This is a genomic window from Peptoniphilus sp. BV3AC2, assembly GCF_000478945.1.
Lineage (GTDB): Bacteria > Bacillota > Clostridia > Tissierellales > Peptoniphilaceae > Peptoniphilus_B > Peptoniphilus_B duerdenii.
The window spans coordinates 12,903-32,311 of the sequence record NZ_AWXD01000006.1 but is presented as its reverse complement, the minus strand read 5'-3'; the positions used below and the strand labels follow the sequence as shown (position 1 = coordinate 32,311).

Below are 19,409 nucleotides of genomic sequence, written 5' to 3'. Positions count from 1 at the left end.
CTAATTCACCTTTTGTTACTGCAAGTGCAGCTATCATCTTGTAGTTAGCTTCTGGAACGTTTCCTGCTCCTGCTGGCTTAGTGATATCTGGGTTTTGCATTTCTGGTGAATATTTGTCTACGTCTGTAAATTTAAGTCCGTGTTCGTGAAGTGGATCGTATACTAGTGATGAAATTACAGCTTGTGGTGATGATCCAGTAGATACTTTGTGAGTTCCTACGATGTCGTTTCTAATAATTGGAGAAACTCCGTCGTTTTGAGAAACTATAACTCCGAATCCTGCTACACAGTCTTCTAGAATTGGAAGACCTTTGTTGATATGATCTCTTGCGTTCATACCAAGTTTAGCTGTTGAACCACCTGCTACTACTAGTACGTTTTCAAAAGTGCCGCCTCTTACATGTGAAGCTGCTGTAACTAGTGCATGTACTGGTGCTGCACAGAAACCTCTTATGTCAGAACCATTTGCGTTTTCAAGTCCACACATTTCTGCGATAGACTTAGCTATGTTTCCTCCACCTCTTTGGTTGATATCTCCTGCTGCTTCTTCTGAACATTCGATTACATAGTTAATGTCTTTTCTATCGATGCCTGATACTCTTAGAGTTTCGATTGCAGCTAGTGCTCCTGATGCTTTAGATACAAGATTTTCAAGCATGGTGTGTGCTGAAAGGTTGACATCTGTATCGTGAGCTGCTCTTACATATCCATAAAGTTTTCCATCATGATATAGTGCAACTGCTTTATCTTTAGCGATTAATTCTTCAGCTTTTGAAATATCTTGTCCTTTTAGTTTAGGGAACATCTTTTCAAATTCTGGATATCTTTCTTCTAATACAGATTTAAATTCATTTACATAATCTTCTGATAAGAATACTAAATCAAATTCATCCGCATACTTAAGAAGTCCTATGAACTCTTCTTCTGGAACTAAGATACCAAATTTACCTTCTCTAGTTCCTTTATTTTCAATTTCTGTATATGGAAGTTTTTTGTCTGCTAGTGCATCTGGGGTAGCGTTTCCAATATAGATTTGATTTGGTAAATAATTTACAACTTCATCAAAGCTTCTTAAGTGATCTTGTACATTTTTTAATAAATCTGAGTCAGGATTAAGTATTTTTTCAGTGGTAAATGTAGCCCCAGCAGTTTCTACTAGCTGGGGTGTATTTACCAATACATATCCTGCACCTTTAATTACAGAATACATTTAGCCTCCTAGTTATCAAATATAGTTTGATCGTCTACTTCTGTTTCAAGAGCTTTAAGTGCTCTTTCAACTAGTCTTTCTCTTAGTTTGTATTCCTCTTCGTGAGTCATGTTAGGGTCTCCTAGTGGGTGAGGAATAGCTACTGCAGGTACAATTCTATTTGCTCCAACTGTTAGAGAAATAGGTGTAATTGTACAAATGTGTACTACAGGGATTCCTGTAGATTCAATACCTTTTACCATAGTTGCGCCGCAACGTGTACAGGTACCTCAGGTACTTGTTAGTATAACTGCGTCAACTTTGTCTTCTTTTAGGTATTCAGCGATCTTTTCTGAGAACTTCTTAGCACTTGCTACTGCAGTTCCGTTACCTACTGTTGAATACCAGTAGTGATGAAGAGATCCAATCTTTCCTTCTTTTTCAAAGTTTCTTAGAACATCAACTGGGATAACTCTGTCTGCGTTTTCGTTAGCATACACTGGGTCATATCCACCGTGAGCTGTTTCTGAGTTTTCAGGAGTTAAGTCAGTTATGTTAGAGAAATCATATCTACCAAATTTAGATGCTGATGATGATTCAATGTGGTCTGGGTTTCCTTTTGGAACGATACCACCTGAAGTAACGATAGCGATTCTAGCTTTGGTTATATCTTTAATAGCTTTTGCAGGTTCAACTCTGTCAAATGCTGGCATTGGATATTCAGTTTCGTATTCTTCGCCACTTATTTTCTTTAGTAGCATTTCAACAGCACGAGCTGATCCAGTTTTGTCAGAGAAGTAGTTGATACGTCTTCCTTGTGGGAAGTATCCGCCTTCTTCTGGTGTTCCTACATCTTCACCTTTAGCGTATTTTTGAGAGAATTCAGCAACAGCTTTAATTGCTTTTCTCATTCCGGCAGCTGAGTCTGCTGTTTTAATAACGTAAACGTCTTTAGCAAACATATCTCTACCTGGGTTTTCGTCATACATTGCTGTGATTGACTTAATGCCAAGTTTATCTTGAACTTCTTTAGCGATAGTTCCAGATGCCATACCGTATCTACCAGCGTTAAATGCTGGGCCTGCTATGAAATAGTCAGGGTTAAATTTTCCAATCATGTCGATCAATTCAGCCTTAGCTTCTTCAAGGTTTTCGTTGAAGTAAGAGTCTCCGCATACGATTGTAGCTACAATCTCGAAGTCATCTCCAAGGTTTTTTTGAAGTTGAGCTGAAATTGGTGGTAGTTGTTCTGCTACAAATGGTTTTGTATCAGCTTTTTCTTCTCCACCTATTCCTGCAAAGAACTGATTGACATAATGAACTACTTTTATTTTATCCATTATATTCTCCTCGTTAGATATTAATTATAGATATTTACAGTTTTCGTTTCTGATTTCTTGCATTTCTTCAACTATTTCATCAACGTCAAGTACCATTTCCATCATGCCTACTTGTTCATCATATACGTCTTGATCAAATAGTTCTTTTACTTCATCTTCAACTACGTGGAATGCTAGTAATCCTAGTTCAACTCCTGCTAATGGACCTGCAAATGTTGGGTCCCCTGCCATTACAGTTTCTGCTGCAAGACCTGCAGCTTCGGCTTCTGCTCCTCCTAGAATAACAACTAAGTTTTCTGGTCCGTATTCTTCTGCGAAGTTTTTAACTCTTTGTTGGTTTTCTAGGTCCATAGCGCCTGCGGCAGTTCAGACAAAGCATTCAGTTGCTGAGAAAATTACATCAGTATTATCTACAGTTTCAACACATGCTTTGATAGCTTCACCAGGTACACCGTCACGGTCACCGATGATTATTATCTTTTTGTTTTCTAAATAATTAGTCATGTGATTTTCCTTTCTTAATTTAAATTTTAATTTTAATCGTTGTTACATCGAACAATCTAAAGTTTCTAAAAATAGAAACCTTAGAAAGTTTTTGCTGATAGATAGTTAAATCCTGTTTCGTTTGTAGCTCCAGTTATAACTTGGATTTCTACTTCAAGAGTTCCGTCTTCTAGAATTGCTTCATCAGATCCACCTGCTATAACAAGTACAGCTTTTTCGTCTCCGATTACGTTGTCTAGTTTTGGAAGTCTTACTACTTCGTTTGCGTTACCACCAGTTACTACAGCATTAGCTAGTGGATCAGCGTCTGCTAGAGATTGTGATTTACCATCACGGCCAGCATATTCGTCAGTGATAATTACTGTGTCTATGCCTTTCTTTTCAATCTTAGTACAGTTCATGATAAGGTCAGTGTCTGGGTTACCGAATCCTTCTTGAGATACGATAACTGCATCTGCTCCTAAGAACTCACAAAGTTTAGCAGTCATATCTGATGATCTTTGTTTATCCATTAGATATACGTTTTCGTTTGTGATTACAACTCCAAGGAAGTTTATAGTCTTTCCATGTTCTTTGTAAAGATTCTTGATAACGTCGTTGTTTAAGTGAACATATGTTGGGTTTTTGTCGCATGCTGATACACAGTTACCACTTACAACAGCTCCATCCATAAATTCTGTTGGATATAGGAATGTTGGGATAATTTTCTTTGCGTCAACGCCGTATACATATGTGTCATGTAGTAATCCTTGAGTTTGAAGCATACATACGTAGATAACTTTCTTAAGATCTTTGTATTCTTCTACTTGTTCAAGTATTGGTTTTGTTTCGTAAACAGTTGTGTTTTCTGGAGTAAGATCTTTAGCTAAACGACCGATGAAATCAGTAATTTTAAGTCCTACCATTCTTACTGAATGTTCGTGGTTAGCTTTAGATATTCCTTCTTTAGGTTCTACCTTAACAACTAAGTTTGTTAGTTTTGAGAATGGAGTGTATTTAGCTCCTTCTCCTGTCATGTCTATGATTCCTTCTTGGAATCCAACTATTGATCCGGTTGTAATTACTGCCATATCCTTAAGAGCGATAGTCTTACCAGTTCCTACTGTGTCGACTTTGTTTAAGATTCCAGGGAACATTTCTCCACCTTCAACCTTAACTCTAGGCTCAAGAACATCTTTTACCGGAATTATTCTCGTACTATCACCAGGGCGCGCGATGAAGAATTCAATTGATTTTAAATAATCATCGTTAGCTACCTCTGATACTTCTTCAAGTTCAGCTTTGCTTACATAAAGTACTCCGTTTTTGATTTCGGATTTGTCTGCAAATTGAATATCTTGAATTTTAATTTCGCCAAGTTCAAGACGCATAACTCACCTCTAATTAATTAATAAAATTTTTTGATCATTGCTTCGATGTTTTCAAGAGTTGCTGTATCTTCTCTGATTTCATCTACTTTTTGACCATCTTTAAACATAAGCATTGTAGGAAGTCCAAGAACTCCTTGCTTAATAGCGTGACGTCTTGCTTTTACAATATCTAGAGAACAGAATTTAATCTTATCTCCGTATTTGTCAGCAAGTTCGTGAACTCCTGGCATAAGTGCCTTACATGGTTCACATGATTGTGACCAGAAGTCTACAAATACATATCCTTCTGCATTTAGTACTTCATCGTCAAAATTGGTTTTGTCTAGTTCTATCACTTTTTTACCTCCTATTAATAATCAAGTGCTTTTAGTTCTTTTTCTATAGTAACAGCTGCGATCGCTCCATCGGATGCTGCTGTTATTACCTGTCTAAGTGGAGTATTTCTAATATCTCCGATTGCATAAACTAGGTCTTTGTTTGTTCTCATGCATTCGTCAGTTAGGATATATCCATCATCTGTCATGTCGATTTTACCTTCGAACATTTGTGATGCTGGGTCTGCACCGATAAATACGAATACACCTACTAGTCCGTCATCTTCATCTGCATGGAAAACTGTTTCTTCTCCAGTTTCGTTGTTTACAAATAAGATTTCGTCTAGCATTCCATCGTTAGATCTAAGTTCTTTAATAGATGTGTGGTACTTGATTTCAAGATTTTCTTTCTTTTCTGCTCTCTTAGCTACAATTTCATCACATCTTAACTTTTCACGTCTAACAAGAAGAGTTACTTTTCTAGCGAAGTCGCATAGATAAATAGCTTCTTCTACTGCTGAGTTACGAGCACCAACTACGAATACTTCGAAGTCTGTAAAGAAGTCTGCATCGCAAGTTGCACAGTAAGAAACTCCCTTACCGGTAAGTTCTCTTTCTCCTGGAACGTTAAGTTTTCTAGGAGCTGCACCTGTTGCTATGATTATAGCTTTTGCTTCAAGGACTTCATCCCCAGCTAAGTACACTTTTTTAACTTTTCCGTCAAGATCTACATCTTTAACGTGAGCTTTTTTGAATTCGCATCCAAAAGTTTTAGCTTGTTCTTCCATTCTGTCTGTTAGTGTTCTTCCTGATTCATTTTCAGTAAGTCCACCAGGATAGTTTTCAATTGATGCAGTAATCGCAATTTGTCCGCCTGTTACTTTTTCTTCAACGATTAGTGTTTTAAGTCTAGCACGGCCTGCGTATAATCCTGCTGCTAATCCACCAGGACCTCCACCAATTATAATTAAATCATACATTCTTATCACCTTATAAATTATTTAGAACTGGTAGTATCAGTTCCATATCTATTTCACTCAAATCGCTTATTATGGATTCTGTCATATGTCTAGGAGATTGTTCATTAAAAGCGTGCTCTGCTCTTTTAATGGCTCCTTCTATAAGTTCTATAGAATCAAGGTCAATCTTATCTTGTTTTTCTACTATAAAACTTCTAAAAAGAGTATCTCTAGGTCTGAAGTTTCCATATAGCGGATGAGTTAGTAGCTTGTAGTTTAAATGTAGCAAATCTCTAACTTTGTAGAACATTTCCAAGTATCCACTTTCATTGTAAAATTTAACTTCAACTTTGTCAAATTTTTGATTATCGAATCTAGGATTGTTCGTCAAAAGTAAAAGTTCTTTCATAGTTCACCTTCTCATTCAATGTAAATGTCATATTCAAGCCTTTGTTAAATCTCATTTTCTCTATAAAAAAACAGGAAAGAGACTGTGCCTCTTCCCTGTCGCATAGCTTCAGAGTCATAACTCAACAGTCTTGTTACCTGAGAAATTCATATTGCAGCGGCCGCTCCAATACTTGTACCTTCGGTTTTTCACAATCGAAAATTTCCCATTGAGTTCTTGAATATAGATATTTTTTATTATATGATAAAAGTAAACATTTACATCAGCTTTATCTTAACATATAACTAAACAAAAATCAAACATAAGAATTATAAAAAAAGGAAGTTTTAAATGCAAAATATCTACAAAAAATTGCCAAAGATGGATGAAATCATAGAAAGGTTTAAAGACCATCCCAAAAATTTACTTAAATATATTTCTACAAATATTTTAGAAGATTATAGAGAAAAAATTAAATCTGGATTTGTAGATTTCGAAATGGAAGATGTGTTTTCTTCCATAGAAAAAAATCTAAATAACGAAGAGTACTTTTCCCTTCGCAGAGCTATAAATGCATCTGGAGTTATAATCCATACAAATCTAGGTAGATCAATCGTTCCGCAGTTCGCACTAGATAGAATCGAGCAGGTTTCAAAAGGATATATGAACCTGGAATATAATATTGAAAAAGGCGAAAGAGGATCCCGCTACGACCACCTAAGAAAGATTGTCTGTGAGCTTACCGGCGCAGAGGATGCTCTCCTTGTAAACAATAATGCTGCAGCAGTATTTCTTATGCTAAATACATTCTGTCAAGGTAGTGAAGTCGTAGTTTCTCGCGGAGAACTAGTTGAGATCGGAGAGTCCTTTAGAATTAATGAAATCATGGGTAGGTCAGGTGCCATTTTAAAAGAAGTAGGTTCTACAAACAGGACCCACCTATACGATTATGAAAACGCAGTCACAGAAAATACAAAGGCTCTTATGAAGGTGCATCCTTCTGACTATAAAGTCGTAGGGTTTACAAAGGAAGTTACCGCTTCTGAGTTAAAAGGACTGGCAAAAGAAAATGACCTGCTTATATTAGAAGACTTGGGATCCGGTTCACTGATTAATATGTCCAAGTTCGGTCTATCCGACGAAAGAACTGTAAAAGATTCTATAAGAGAAGGAGTGGACCTCGTTTCATTTAGCTGCGACAAACTCTTAGGCTCCGTTCAAGGCGGAATCATCGTTGGAAGACGCGACTTAATCGCAAAGATTAGAAAGAACCAACTTCTTCGTGCCTTTAGAGTTGGCAAGCTAACCATCATGGCTCTTGAAGCTACCATGATTAAATTCCTAGACGAAGATGTGGCTATAAGAGAGATTCCGACACTTCGTATGATTGCAAAGACCAAGGAAGATATTTTAAAATCTGCAGAAGAACTTAAAAAAGTAGCCAAAGCAGCTCTACCAAATTTTGAAATAGAAATTGAAGAGTGCAACTCCAAAGTCGGCGGTGGAACCTATCCTGTGGATACACTCCTTTCCTATGCGGTAAGTTTTAAAACTGATGACATAATGAAGTTTGAATCATATCTAAGACTTTCAAGACACCACATCATCGCAACCGTAAGAGATAATAAACTTTACATGGATCTTAGATGCATACAGGACGATGAAATATCAATGATAGAAGAAATACTTAAGGAGTATAAAAATTGAGACATATAATAATCGGTACTTCCGGTCACATAGACCACGGAAAGACCACACTTATAAAGGCTCTAACCGGGACAAGTACAGATAAATTAAAGGAAGAACAACAAAGGGGAATTTCAATAAACTTAGGCTTTACCTACTTCGATCTTCCAAGCGGACTAAGGGCAGGAATAATAGACGTACCCGGTCACGAAAGATTCGTAAAGAACATGCTCTCTGGAGTTGTCGGCATGGATCTCGTGCTTCTAATAATCGCAGCAGACGATGGTGTCATGCCACAGACTATTGAACACGCGGACATCCTCGAATTCATGGGAGTTGAAAATCTAATATTTGTCGTAACCAAGACAGGAATGGTTGAACCGGATATGCTTAACCTAGTCATCTCAGATATAAGAGAAAACTTCAAACATTCCCGTTTTAAAGATTCTAAAATAATCCCCGTAGATTCCCTTTCAAGAGATGGAATAGATAATCTAGTAGAAGAAATAGATAAAATGGTTAAAGATATTCCAGATGTGGATCTCCATAAATCAGCGAGACTTAATGTGGATAGATCATTCTCACTAAAGGGAATCGGAACCATAGTAACCGGTACATTAATAGAAGGAAAGATTACAAAGGACACTCCCCTTACCCTCTACCCTTCAGAAAAAGAAGTGAAGGTAAGGTCCATAGAAGTTCACGATACTCCAGCGGAAGAAGCAGTGAAAGGTCAAAGGACCGCCCTTAATATTATAAATTTAAAAAAGGACGAAATAGAAAGAGGAATGGTAATTGCAAAGACCGGCTCTCTTACCAAGACCTCATTGATAGATGTGAAACTTTCCACTTCCACCCATCAGGACGTAACATTGAAACATTTTACAAGGGTGAGACTCTTCCACGGAACCAAGGAAATAATGGCGAGGGTCATTCCACTGGATAAAAAAGAAATCGCCCCGGGAGAAACACAAGTAGTACAACTTCGACTAGAAGAAGAAATCTACGCAAAGATAGGCGATCCATTCGTAATACGCCTCTTCTCACCAATGGTTACAGTAGGTGGAGGAATAATCCTAGAAACATTTACCAAGAGACACACATTCTCAGATAAAACCTACTTAGAAGAGTTGAAGAAGAAGGAACTAGATCCAGAATACATCATAATCTCCTACTTAAAAGAACATGGATACAAGGGCGCAAGCTACGAAGATATATATTCTTACATCGGATACGAAGAAAATTATCTTAAAAAGATTCTAGAAGAAATGATAGAATCCAAAGAAATTTTCTATATCGGCGGAGTCTATGTAGATAAAGAAATGCTACTAGAATTTAGAGATGAACTTCAAGAAACCTTGACCGAATACCACAAGGAAAATCCATTTGAAAAAGGAATCAACAAAGAAGTATTGAGGGCGAAATTAAAATATCCGCTCTCCACCAAGTTCTTCGCAGACATCACATCAACAGAAATCATTGACAAGATACTAAAAGTAGACAAGACCATGGTGTCATTAAAAGGAACCAAAACCGAACTAAAGGGAATGGAAAAACAAGAATTCGATAGAGTAATGAAGATCATAAAAGACGAAGAACCAGGACTACTAAAAGAACCGGACGCAAAATCCCTATTTAAAAATAAAAAACTCATCCCACTTCTATCAGAAGAAGTAAAGATAATAGATGGATTTGTAATTCGAAACGAATTTTTCCAAGAAATAATAGATAAACTAATGAAACACTTGGAAGAAAAAGAAAAAGTAACAGTAGCAGAATTTAGAGATCTCATAGGATTTTCAAGAAAGAATGCAATAGCAATCCTAGAATATCTAGACAGAGAGAAATTCACCAGAAGAGATGGAGATTTTAGATATAAATATTAATAAAATTTAAAATATTTGAATGTAACTAAGGTAGGTGCAAAAGGAAGCATCTACCTTTTTGTTGATTTAATTTGTATATACCGTTACGGAAGCATTTTGCTTCCATAGCCGAGAGGCTTTACACGGAAAGCCCTAAGGAAGGCAGTCGCCCCATCAGTTTAACTGTGAATGATTATTTATTTTTGTAGCGGAAGCATCTTGCTTCCACAGCCGGGCAGTCGAGTTCTGCAAATCAGACTTCACTTCGCTTGTCTTCTTTGGAACTCTTTGCACGAGACCTGCAACGAAATCAAAGATTTCGGCTAGGGCTTCGACGCTCTACGAAGAAAACCTTAATGAAGACAGTCACCCTGAGCGAAAGAGCCGCAAGGCTCTGGAGTCGAATGGGTATAACCATGGTGAGGTCATACACTCCACCACCAGTCATCCTGAGCGGAAAAGGCGTTAGCCTTTGTAGTCGAAGGATCTCTCCCTTGGTGGAGTCATGTATTGGTGACTTCACTTGCAAGAACTAGGTTAAGTACAGCTTATACCCGTTCGACTCGGAAATAAATTTCCTCGCTCAGGGTGACGATCTTCATCATTGTTGTTTCCGCTATGGGGTTATATTTTTTTCTATATTGAACATGTGCATAAAATAAAAGCTCCAAAAGAGATTCCGTCTGGAAGAAACTCGTAAAATTCAAACCTAAGGAGACCGGCTGCAAATCGCACTGTTTGAGCGAAGCGAGTTGCGAATTTGCAGGTCGACGTGGTTTAGAATTTTTGAGTTTCTGTAATCGGAATCGTCTTAGAGCTTTTATTTTTGTTATGACTAATTTGCCTAGGCTTGACCTTAGGAGGTTATACCCGTTCGACTCACTGCGTTCGCTCAGGGTGACTGTAGTTGGGAGATGTTTTTTTATGTAGAGATCCTTCGACTTCGACGGCAAGCCGTCTCCGCTCAGGATGACCTGTTGGGAGGGTTGTCGCTCGATAAGTGTTAATCATCGTTATAGTTTGAAAAATCTACGCCTTCGGCTGTGGAACCTGGATTTCCGCTACGGAGATATATAGCAGGAATGGTTGTTTTACGGCTAACGCCTGAGGAAAAATAATTTAGTGTCAAGGTTTATGGAAGCCGGTTGCTTCCGCTACATATATAATATTTTTCGACAATAAAAAAGAGCGCAATTAGCGCTCTAAATAATCTTCTTTTAATTTTTTAAGTATTTCCAAATTATCTCCCATGGAGTTTAGTTTTTCCTGTTTCAACATCTTTTGGTGTCTCTTCGTCTTTAGTCTTTCGTTTATGATTTCTGCTTCTAATTCTCTTGCTGATAGGCGGATGCCTCCCCTTGAGAGTATCATCTGTTGCTCTATATTGTCAGAGGTCGCTACTCTTACATCTCTTAGTCTCCCGATTTTATCAAGTTCTCTTTCGATGTAGTGGTCAGCGGTTACAAATTCTTTTGTAAAGACTACTTCGATCCCCTTGTGCATGTAGTTTGACCCTGGTGATTTCTTGACCAGGTAGCCATCGAAGACCAGGATTACATATTCTCCTGTGGAACTTGCAAATTCTGCCATCATGTCCATGGTCTTTTCTCTTGCCTGTTCCAAGTCCAGCTCCATTAGATTTTTTAAGTTGGAAAACTGATTCATTATATTGTATCCATCAACAAAAAGGTAGTGGACTCCCTTCTTGTACCTTCTTCTTATCATTTTGTCTGTCTGGTTACTTCGTAAAGAATTATTCCGCAGGCTACTGATGCGTTTAGTGAGTTGATACTACCTAGCATTGGTATGGAAATTAGTTCATCGCAGTTCTTTTCTACTGCGTGACCGAGTCCTTTTCCTTCGTTGCCTATTACTATGCAGATGTTTCCCACTAAATCTTGGTCACAGATGGAATTTCCTTCCATGGTTGCTCCGTAGACCCAGATAGAATTTTCTTTTAGTTCTGATATGGTTTGGCTTAAATTATTTACTACTGCTACCTTTATGGATTCTATCGCTCCTGCTGAAGATTTGTAAACTGCATCGTTTACTAGTGCAGATCTTCTCTTCGGTATTATTATTCCATGAAATCCAAAGGCTTCTGCACTTCTTGCTATGGCGCCGAAATTGTATGGGTCTTCTATTTCATCTAGCATGATGAGTTTTATGTTTTCTCCCTTACTCTTTGCGTAGGCGATTATATCTTCTACTTGTGAGTATTCAAATGATGAGGATAGTGCCACCACTCCTTGGTGATTTACTTCTCCCACCATGTCCTTTAATTTTTTCTTGTCTGCTTCAACTATGACAATCTTTTGTTCTTTTGCCATTGCATAGATCTTGCCTATGGAACCTTTTAGTCCCGGTGCAGCGTAAATCTTGTCCACTTTTTTATTTTTTAGCGCTTCTATTATCGCATTTCTTCCGTATATATATGACATTTTTCACCTTAAATTTAAAAAATATTCCCTTACTTCTTTTGCTCGTCCGCAGCTCATCTTTCCTTCTTTGCAAGGTCCGCTTACACAGCTTGGTCCTGCTTCGCTAAATATTACTGGAGCTACTGATTTTACAAGTTTTAGCATCTCTTCTGCCATTTCTCTTATTTCCCATTGGGCTCTATTGCAGCATCTAAGTTCAAAGAAATGAAGCAGAGTCCTTGCGTTCATGGTAACTACGATCTTGGTTTCACAAGCATTTGGAAAGACGTATCTTGCATCTTCGATGGATTCTTTTTCCGCCATCTTCTTTGCCTTTTCTTCTTCTATTCCATCTGCCATGTATTTTTTCTTGTTCTCTTCTATTAGTAGGTCGGTTAGTTTTAAGTACGCCTTTCTATCATTTTCCATTGCTTCTATGAAGACTTTTTTTGCTTCTTCGTTCTTTTCTATGGATTTTGGAATGATGTACTCAAAATTATCAAGCCTTACGTATCTTTGGGATTGTTGTGAATAGGATGCTATTCTATGTCTAACTAGTTGATGGGTTAATGTTCTCGATACTCCTTCCACCGCAAATGTGAAGCTTACATGTTCCAGTGGAGATGCATGCGAAAATCCCATAAGCATCTTTACAAATTTTGCTGTGGACTCTTCATCCAATTTTTCCCTGATTTCATCTACTCCAACTGGTGAGTAACACAGTTTTGCAGATTGAGCCACTACCAGCTCTGGATTTTCTGTATATGCTAAAAGTTCAACCTTCATTTAATCCCCTTTCCAATAGTTCGACCATTCTCTCGTGTTTGCCCGTTATATATAGGTACCCGAAGAGGGTCTCAACTCCCGTAGCTATTTTATAATCTCCAACGGATTGGTTCTTAGCCATGGTGTTTTGTTTCTTATTTCTTCCTCTCTTTAAGAAATATATTTCGTCTTCACTTAAGATATCCATAATCTTTTCGGCGAAATCCGCCTGAGCATAGGCAGCCACATATTTCTTCGCTTCTCTGTTTAGTTGGTTTGGTGGCAGATTTCTAAATATCATGGTCCTGATAAATAGTTCGTACACCGCATCTCCTATATAAGCAAGAGAAAGAGGGTTCAAGTTACGCGCCTCAAGCTCGGTCATAACCTTACCCACCTTTAAAAATACTCCTAAATTCTCTTCCAAGTCGTTCCTTCTCTACTATCTTTAACTTCTATTCCCATTGCAAGAAGTTTGTCCCTTAGTTCGTCAGACTTTGCATAGTCCTTGTTCTTTCTAGCTTCAAGTCTTTCGTTAAATAGAGCTTCTTCTTCTGGGCTTAGTCCTTCTTCTTTTCTTTCCAAAATTCCAAGCACCTTGGATAATTTGTTTAGACTATCTCTTACATATTCCAAAGTTTCTTTTGAGCTGTCATCAACTTTTGTATTTATGATCTTAACGATATTAAAGATTGCAGTTAGAGCATCGGCTGTGTTGATATCATCTTCCATTGCATCTTCGAAGTATTTAACTTCTGCATCCACAAGTTCTTTAACTTCTTCGTCAAGACTTCCTGAATTTGCATTTTCAATCAGTTTTTCCAATTTTTCCTTTGCATTGTACATCCTTTCAAGGGACGCCTTACATTGGTCCATAACTTCGTGGGAGAAGTTAATTGGTGATCTGTAGTGGCAAGTTAAAAGAAAATATCTAAGCACTTCAAGATCATATTCCTTTGAAACTTCTCTAATGGTGAAGAAATTGCCCTTTGACTTACTCATCTTTTCGTTGTCAACGTTGATCATACCGTTGTGGAGCCAGTAGTTTGCAAAAGTCTTGCCATTTGCAGTTTCTGATTGGGCGATTTCATTTTCATGGTGAGGAAATTGTAAATCTTCTCCGCCGGAGTGAATGTCAATGGTATCTCCTAGGATTGTCTTAGCCATTACAGAACATTCGATATGCCAACCAGGTCTTCCTTCTGACCATGGACTTTCCCAGGCAGGTTCTCCTTCTTTTTTCTTCTTCCAAAGAACAAAATCTCCAGGATTTCTCTTGCCTTCAGCAACTCCGATTCTCGCACCAGCCATAAGTTCGTCGATATTCTTCTTAGAAAGTTTGCCGTAGTCCTTAGCCTTATTGATGTCGAAGTACACGTCCCCATCTAGTACATATGCAGCGTCTTTTGATTCCAAAGTTTTTATAAATTCAATCATCTCTTTAATCATTTCAGTTGCACGAGGATTTATCGTTTCGTAGTCGTAGAGATGAAGTCCATTGGCATCCTTTTTGAACTCTTTTATATATCTTTCGCTTATTTCTGTGAAATCAACATGTTCTTCATTGGCACGGTTAATTATTTTATCATCAATATCCGTAAAGTTAACCACGAAATTAACGTCGTAACCTTTGTAGATAAAGTATCTTCTCAAGGTGTCAAAAATTACAAGGGGTCTAGCATTTCCAACGTGAATGAAATTATAAACTGTAGGACCACAGTTGTACATATTCACCTGTCCTTCTTTTACAGGGACAAATTCTTCAAGGGACCTACTTAACGTATTGTAAAGTTTCATGTTACCTCCAAAAAAAATCGTCTCCTAAGAGACGATCCACTCAAATTCTAATAAATATTGCTAACAAGCGCATCTGCATCTTCGAAATTCGAGACTCTCACCAAATGTCTCTTCTCTTTAAAATTTCTCCCGATACCTTCTCTTATATCTTCGCAATTATACTCAATACATTAATTATACTGTAATTTACCAAAATTTTAAAGGGTAAAATGTAAGATACTCTAGGAACTAAAAAAAGACCATCTCTGGTCTTTTCTATTTATTGCCATTTTATTTTAAATCTTTTACAATATTTCCTATTTTTTCTCCATTGTGGCGGAGTCTTCCGTCCACCATGTCCACTAAGTCCCCTTCGATGATTTCTATTCCCAAATCTTTTAGGATCTCTCTATCCTTGTCGAAGGTTAAAACAAGTCTCTCCTTTAATTCTTCTGGAGTTATCTCTTGTAGATATTCGTTTCTCGTGGCAAATACGTAATCTATTAATCCTTCTTTTGAATATTTTTCTATTTCAAGTACATGGTGACTTAAGCTTAGGTGTTCGCTCTCTCCCAGTTCAGAAAATGCATTTGCGATATAGATTACTTTTGCCTTGGTGTTATAGATTGCTTCTGCAACTCCATCCACAAGTAGGTTTGCGATGGTTGAGCTATATAGAGAACCCGGTCCTAAAAATATAAAATCCGCATCTTCTATTTCGTCAATCGCTTTTGAAAAAGCCTGTGGCACATGGGGTGATAGTCTCAAGTTTTCTATCTTCGCCTTGGTCCTTTTCATCTCTTCTCTGATGCTGGTCTCTCCAAAGACTTTGGTACCGTTGGTTAAGATTGCTTCTAAGTTCGATGGCTCAAGTGTAACTGGATAGATCTTGCCTGTTATATTTAAAAATTCTGCCATGTAGTCGATGGCACTTTCAAATCCGTGGTACATATCGGAAATTGCAGCTATAAATAGATTGCCAAAACTCTGTCCGCTATATGTTCCGGATTTATACCTATAATTTAGTAAATCTTCAAATTCTTTTCTCGAGTTTGAAAGGGCGAGAAGACAGTTTCTAAAATCTCCTGGAGGAATCATTCCATAATCTTCTCTCAATATTCCAGAACCTCCGCCATCATCTGTTGTGCAAATTATCGCAGTGATATCATTGGTCACTCGTTTAAGTCCACGAAGAATGGTGCTTGTTCCAGTTCCTCCTCCTATTACTACTACTTTCATGGCTTGTCCCTATGGGTGATGTTGGTCTTGTAGCCGATTTCTTCCAGTCTCTTTGCAACTTCGTTTGAAATCGCAACGGACCTGTGGAATCCTCCAGTGCAACCAAATCCTACCACCAATATATTTTTCCCTTCCTTTTTATAGTTTGGAATCAAAAATCTGAGCAAGTCCACAGTCTTATCTATAAACTCCCTCGTCTCTTCAAATCCCATTACAAAGTCGATGACTTCTTGGTTTTCGCCGCTGATATTTTTTAATTCTTCTATATAGAATGGATTTTCGATAAATCTTACATCGAATACGAGATCTCCATCGAGAAGGATTCCATTTTTAAATCCAAAGGATACGACAGACACCAAGAAATCCACTCCCTCTCCTTGGAAGAGTCTCTTCACTTCGTAGCGAAGGTTTGAAAGTTTCATGTTTGAAGTGTCGAGCTTAAAGTCGCTTGCCTTTTCCAAAAATTCAAGGAGTTTCTTTTCTTTTTTTATTCCTTCTGTTATGGATTTGTCCAGTGGATGAGGTCTTCTCCTCTCCTTATATCTATTTATAATCGCCTTTTCGCTTGCAGTCACATAGAGAATCTTTACATCTATGCCCATGCTCTTAAGTCTCTTTATGGATGAATCGTACTCGTTGAAGAATTCCCTGGAACGAATGTCCACTACACAGGCAACTTTTTCAATTGGACTTGCTGTACTCAGTTCCATAAACTTCGTCAAAAGTTCCGGAGGGAGATTGTCCATTGCAAAGTATCCCATGTCCTCCATAATATTTAAAACTTCCGATTTTCCTGCGCCGCTTAAGCCAGAAATAATTACAACTTCCATTATTTTTCTCCTACAGTTTTAAGTTCAGTCTCTAGACTTACTCCGAATTTATCGTAGACAACTTTTCTAACCACATCTATGGCGTGGAGCACATCTTGCGCCTTGGAATCTCCGTAATTTACTATGAATCCGCAATGTTTCCAGGACACTCCGCAGTTTTTATATCTAAAACCTCGAAGCCCACTGTCTTCAATTAACTTCCCCGCGAAGTAACCTTCTGGTCTTTTAAATGTGCTTCCGCAGGACATCATATCCAGTGGTTGCTTGGAACTTCTTCTCTCGTCGAAGTCATTCATATCGTTTAAAATTTCTGATTTTTCTCTAGGCTTTAGTTCAAAAGTTGCAGAGAGGACAATCTCATTATTTTTTATGACTCTGGAATTTCTGTATACAAAATCCATATCTTTTCCATCCACGTCGATGATTTTAAGATCCTCAGTGAGAAGTTTTACCCTTTTAACCACGTCTTTCATCTCGCCGCCGTATGCACCGGCGTTCATCACCATGGCTCCGCCAACAGAACCTGGGATGCCGTGAGAAAACTCCATACCGCCAAGAGAATTTTCGCAGGCTACTTCACTTACAGCTTTAAGTGTAGCTCCTGCTCCAGCTGTGATAAGATTTCCAGCTACATCTATCTCGCTTAAGGATCCATCTTTTAAAATTATTGTAAGTCCACGAATCCCTCCATCTAGTACCAATACATTGGTAAGATTTCCAAATATATGAACGGGAATATTATTTTTTCTCGCAAGTTTTATCGCATCTATTAAATCTTCTACCGAATTTGGAAAAAGTATGTAGTCACAGATACCACCTATTCCAAAAGAAGTATATTCATCTATCTTTTTATTTTCGAAAAATTTTCCAAAATTATTAAACATTTTCCACCTCTAATTAATTATACCATTGTATAATGGATAAGAGGTGAGGTTATGGACAAAGAATACAATAGATTTTTATTATCTGAGTTATTATTTAAAAAATTTGAACTAAAGTACTATGTATATCCGCAAATCTACGCAGAATACTTGCAAGGACTTAAGTTTTATGAATTTGAAATTGAAAAATTAAATATTCTATCCTCAATAATGAGATTTAAAATGAAGAATCTCGATATTTCTGAAGATGAAGTGGAAGATAAATTCAAAGACGAATTAAATAAGATCCATAGAAACGAAATTTTAATCGAAGATTCCAAAGATTATTTAAACATAGATGAAAATTATAAGGAGTACCTATACTTCTTGGCGGATGAATTTAATCCAATCGCTTTTGAACTAGACGAAAGCGAAAAGACCATCTACGACTCAATCCTAGATAGTTACAGCAATCTAAATTACACAAATATTTCTACCTATGTAGAACAAATTAAGAATGAAAATCTGGATTTAAAGAAGCGATATCCAAGCGATGAAGAGTTAAATATTATAAAGGAAGATATCAAAGATATTTTAGAAACTCTCAAAAATCTTGACTATTCAGAAGAGGAAGTAGGAGAACTGACGGATCTTGTAGAAAGATACAAGGAGACTTTCTCCAACTTGGAAGAAGAATACAATATTAAGATGTCCGGAAATAATTGATCAGGGAAATAAATTTTTAATTATACAAAATTATCGACAAAATTAAAATTTAATGCACACAAAAAGGAAGGTCCAGCCTTCCTTTATTTTTTATAGATAATCATTTTTCTTCAAGATCCAAAGGGTTATAATCCCGATTAAAAGACTAAGTGCCATCAAAATCCAAAAGCCATGTTCGGAATCTTGCCAAGGAAGTCTCACATTCATGCCCCAAATTCCTCCGACAATGGTTGGAATGGTCATAAGTATAGTAACAGAGGTAAGGATCTTCATAACTTCGTTTAGATTGTTGTTTATGACATTTGTGTAGAGGTCGGATAGTTTGTCTAGCATCAGCGTCGATCTCTCTACCATGACCCTCGCCTGTTTATTTTCAACCTGCAAATCGCGGAGAAGATCGTCTCTATTTTCAGATTCAGATAGGTAATCAAGCTCGAAAATACTTTCTATTACAGGAACATTCTCCCTCGTTGACATTTGAAAAGTGGTAAGACTTTTTTGAATTGCTATGATTTTTTCCAGATATTTCGTCTGGGTCGATTTCTTAGTTTGATTTTGAAGTTCATCAATCTCAATATTTAAAACCTTGATGTAATCTATATAGGCTTTTGAAATTTCCCAAGCAATCTCCAAGATAAAATTTTCTATCTCCTCAATATTATCCATCTTATGTGATTTATTCGATTTTATATTATCAAACACCTCCGCATCTTCACTGCAGATGGTAATCACTTTCTCCTTGTCGATGATTATTGCAAGGGGTCTTGTAATATATTGATAATTAGAAATTTTAATCGGATATGAAAGAATAAACAGATTGGGCATATCATCCTCTAAGCCTTCCGTCCTTGGAAGTTCATAAGGGTCGGAGACATCAAAGACATAGTCCCTTGGAAGATTAAATTTTGAAAGCAGACTCTTTAGTTCTTCTTCCGTAGGGCTCATAATTTCAAGCCAATTATAATCTTCGTCATTATCAGTTAATATAAAGTTCTTCTCTTGTAAAATATATTTATTATGCAATGGTACTTCCTTTTCATTTATTTTTATTATTTATTATAGAATATCATATTTTTAAAATTAATTATAGTCGATGGCTATCCTGATTTACATAGATTTTAAAATTTTAAAAAGTCTTACTAGTTTTGCAATAAAAAAGAAAGCAAAGATTTCTCTCT

At 37.2% G+C, this 19,409-nt stretch carries 19 protein-coding genes and 1 riboswitch; of the genes, 3 read left to right on the top strand and 16 right to left on the bottom strand.

What is annotated here, in order from left to right; all coding sequences use genetic code 11:
* The 7 genes from grdC to HMPREF1252_RS00725 all read right to left on the bottom strand — a co-directional run.
* On the bottom strand, positions 1-1,210 hold a 1,210-nt coding region (gene grdC / locus HMPREF1252_RS00765), incomplete at its 3' end, for a glycine/sarcosine/betaine reductase complex component C subunit beta (RefSeq protein WP_023058929.1).
* 8 nt (positions 1,211-1,218) lie between these two features.
* Positions 1,219-2,529, bottom strand: a complete 1,311-nt coding sequence (gene grdB, locus HMPREF1252_RS00755) for a glycine reductase complex selenoprotein B (protein WP_023058925.1) — start codon at positions 2,527-2,529, stop codon at positions 1,219-1,221.
* 24 nt (positions 2,530-2,553) lie between these two features.
* The gene (grdA, locus tag HMPREF1252_RS00750) at positions 2,554-3,033 is read right to left on the bottom strand and encodes a glycine/sarcosine/betaine reductase complex selenoprotein A (RefSeq protein ID WP_023058930.1); all 480 of its coding nucleotides are present in this window, start codon (positions 3,031-3,033) and stop codon (positions 2,554-2,556) included.
* 80 nt (positions 3,034-3,113) lie between these two features.
* Entirely contained in the window at positions 3,114-4,403 is a 1,290-nt protein-coding gene (locus tag HMPREF1252_RS00740) for a glycine/sarcosine/betaine reductase component B subunit (RefSeq protein WP_023058927.1), read from the bottom strand.
* Positions 4,404-4,420: 17 nt separating this feature from the next.
* Positions 4,421-4,738 carry a co-chaperone YbbN gene (locus HMPREF1252_RS00735; protein WP_008900873.1) on the bottom strand — a complete coding sequence of 106 codons (318 nt, stop codon included), beginning with the start codon at positions 4,736-4,738 and terminating at the stop codon, positions 4,421-4,423.
* Between the two features lie 14 nt (positions 4,739-4,752).
* Entirely contained in the window at positions 4,753-5,697 is a 945-nt protein-coding gene (locus tag HMPREF1252_RS00730; protein ID WP_023058915.1) for an NAD(P)/FAD-dependent oxidoreductase, read from the bottom strand.
* A gap of 10 nt (positions 5,698-5,707) precedes the next feature.
* Positions 5,708-6,085 carry a GrdX family protein gene (locus HMPREF1252_RS00725; RefSeq protein WP_008900875.1) on the bottom strand — a complete coding sequence of 126 codons (378 nt, stop codon included), beginning with the start codon at positions 6,083-6,085 and terminating at the stop codon, positions 5,708-5,710.
* Positions 6,086-6,200: 115 nt separating this feature from the next.
* Positions 6,201-6,303: riboswitch (glycine riboswitch) on the bottom strand.
* A gap of 112 nt (positions 6,304-6,415) precedes the next feature.
* On the opposite strand from HMPREF1252_RS00725, the gene selA reads away from it, so the two are divergent.
* Both selA and selB read left to right on the top strand, forming a co-directional pair.
* Positions 6,416-7,771 (top strand): L-seryl-tRNA(Sec) selenium transferase, encoded by a 1,356-nt coding sequence (gene selA / locus HMPREF1252_RS00720; RefSeq protein WP_023058924.1) that lies wholly within the window; start codon positions 6,416-6,418, stop codon positions 7,769-7,771.
* On the top strand, positions 7,768-9,636 hold the full coding sequence (gene selB, locus HMPREF1252_RS00715) for a selenocysteine-specific translation elongation factor (RefSeq protein WP_023058923.1): 1,869 nt from the start codon (positions 7,768-7,770) through the stop codon (positions 9,634-9,636). The genes selA and selB overlap by 4 nt, the downstream gene beginning before the upstream one ends.
* Positions 9,637-10,809: 1,173 nt before the next feature.
* Here selB and HMPREF1252_RS00710 read toward each other — a convergent pair.
* From HMPREF1252_RS00710 to murB, 8 genes are all read right to left on the bottom strand, one after another.
* The gene (locus tag HMPREF1252_RS00710; RefSeq protein WP_008900879.1) at positions 10,810-11,340 is read right to left on the bottom strand and encodes an NYN domain-containing protein; all 531 of its coding nucleotides are present in this window, start codon (positions 11,338-11,340) and stop codon (positions 10,810-10,812) included.
* Complete coding sequence (gene rlmB / locus HMPREF1252_RS00705; protein ID WP_023058918.1) at positions 11,337-12,056, bottom strand: 23S rRNA (guanosine(2251)-2'-O)-methyltransferase RlmB; 720 nt, start codon at positions 12,054-12,056, stop codon at positions 11,337-11,339. Before rlmB ends, HMPREF1252_RS00710 begins: the two co-directional genes overlap by 4 nt.
* Positions 12,057-12,059: 3 nt before the next feature.
* Positions 12,060-12,821 carry an FAD-dependent thymidylate synthase gene (thyX, locus tag HMPREF1252_RS00700; protein ID WP_023058931.1) on the bottom strand — a complete coding sequence of 254 codons (762 nt, stop codon included), beginning with the start codon at positions 12,819-12,821 and terminating at the stop codon, positions 12,060-12,062.
* Positions 12,811-13,227 (bottom strand): Mini-ribonuclease 3, encoded by a 417-nt coding sequence (locus tag HMPREF1252_RS00695; protein WP_036746681.1) that lies wholly within the window; start codon positions 13,225-13,227, stop codon positions 12,811-12,813. Before HMPREF1252_RS00695 ends, thyX begins: the two co-directional genes overlap by 11 nt.
* Positions 13,212-14,597 carry a cysteine--tRNA ligase gene (cysS, locus tag HMPREF1252_RS00690; protein WP_023058917.1) on the bottom strand — a complete coding sequence of 462 codons (1,386 nt, stop codon included), beginning with the start codon at positions 14,595-14,597 and terminating at the stop codon, positions 13,212-13,214. Before cysS ends, HMPREF1252_RS00695 begins: the two co-directional genes overlap by 16 nt.
* Positions 14,598-14,867: 270 nt before the next feature.
* A complete protein-coding gene (yvcK, locus tag HMPREF1252_RS00685; protein WP_023058916.1) occupies positions 14,868-15,815 on the bottom strand; it encodes a gluconeogenesis factor YvcK family protein in 948 nt (315 codons plus the stop codon).
* Positions 15,812-16,645, bottom strand: coding sequence for an RNase adapter RapZ (gene rapZ, locus HMPREF1252_RS00680; protein WP_008900885.1), 834 nt, complete (start codon positions 16,643-16,645; stop codon positions 15,812-15,814). Before rapZ ends, yvcK begins: the two co-directional genes overlap by 4 nt.
* Positions 16,645-17,529: a UDP-N-acetylmuramate dehydrogenase gene (gene murB, locus HMPREF1252_RS00675; protein ID WP_023058934.1), complete on the bottom strand. Its 885-nt coding sequence runs from the start codon at positions 17,527-17,529 to the stop codon at positions 16,645-16,647. Before murB ends, rapZ begins: the two co-directional genes overlap by 1 nt.
* 51 nt (positions 17,530-17,580) lie before the next feature.
* Here murB and HMPREF1252_RS00670 point away from each other — a divergent pair, with 51 nt between their 5' ends.
* Entirely contained in the window at positions 17,581-18,231 is a 651-nt protein-coding gene (locus HMPREF1252_RS00670; protein WP_023058933.1) for a hypothetical protein, read from the top strand.
* Between the two features lie 90 nt (positions 18,232-18,321).
* Here the strand turns inward: HMPREF1252_RS00670 and HMPREF1252_RS00665 are convergent, their stop codons facing one another.
* On the bottom strand, positions 18,322-19,254 hold the full coding sequence (locus tag HMPREF1252_RS00665) for a magnesium transporter CorA family protein (RefSeq protein ID WP_023058926.1): 933 nt from the start codon (positions 19,252-19,254) through the stop codon (positions 18,322-18,324).
* Positions 19,255-19,409: the final 155 nt, after the last annotated feature.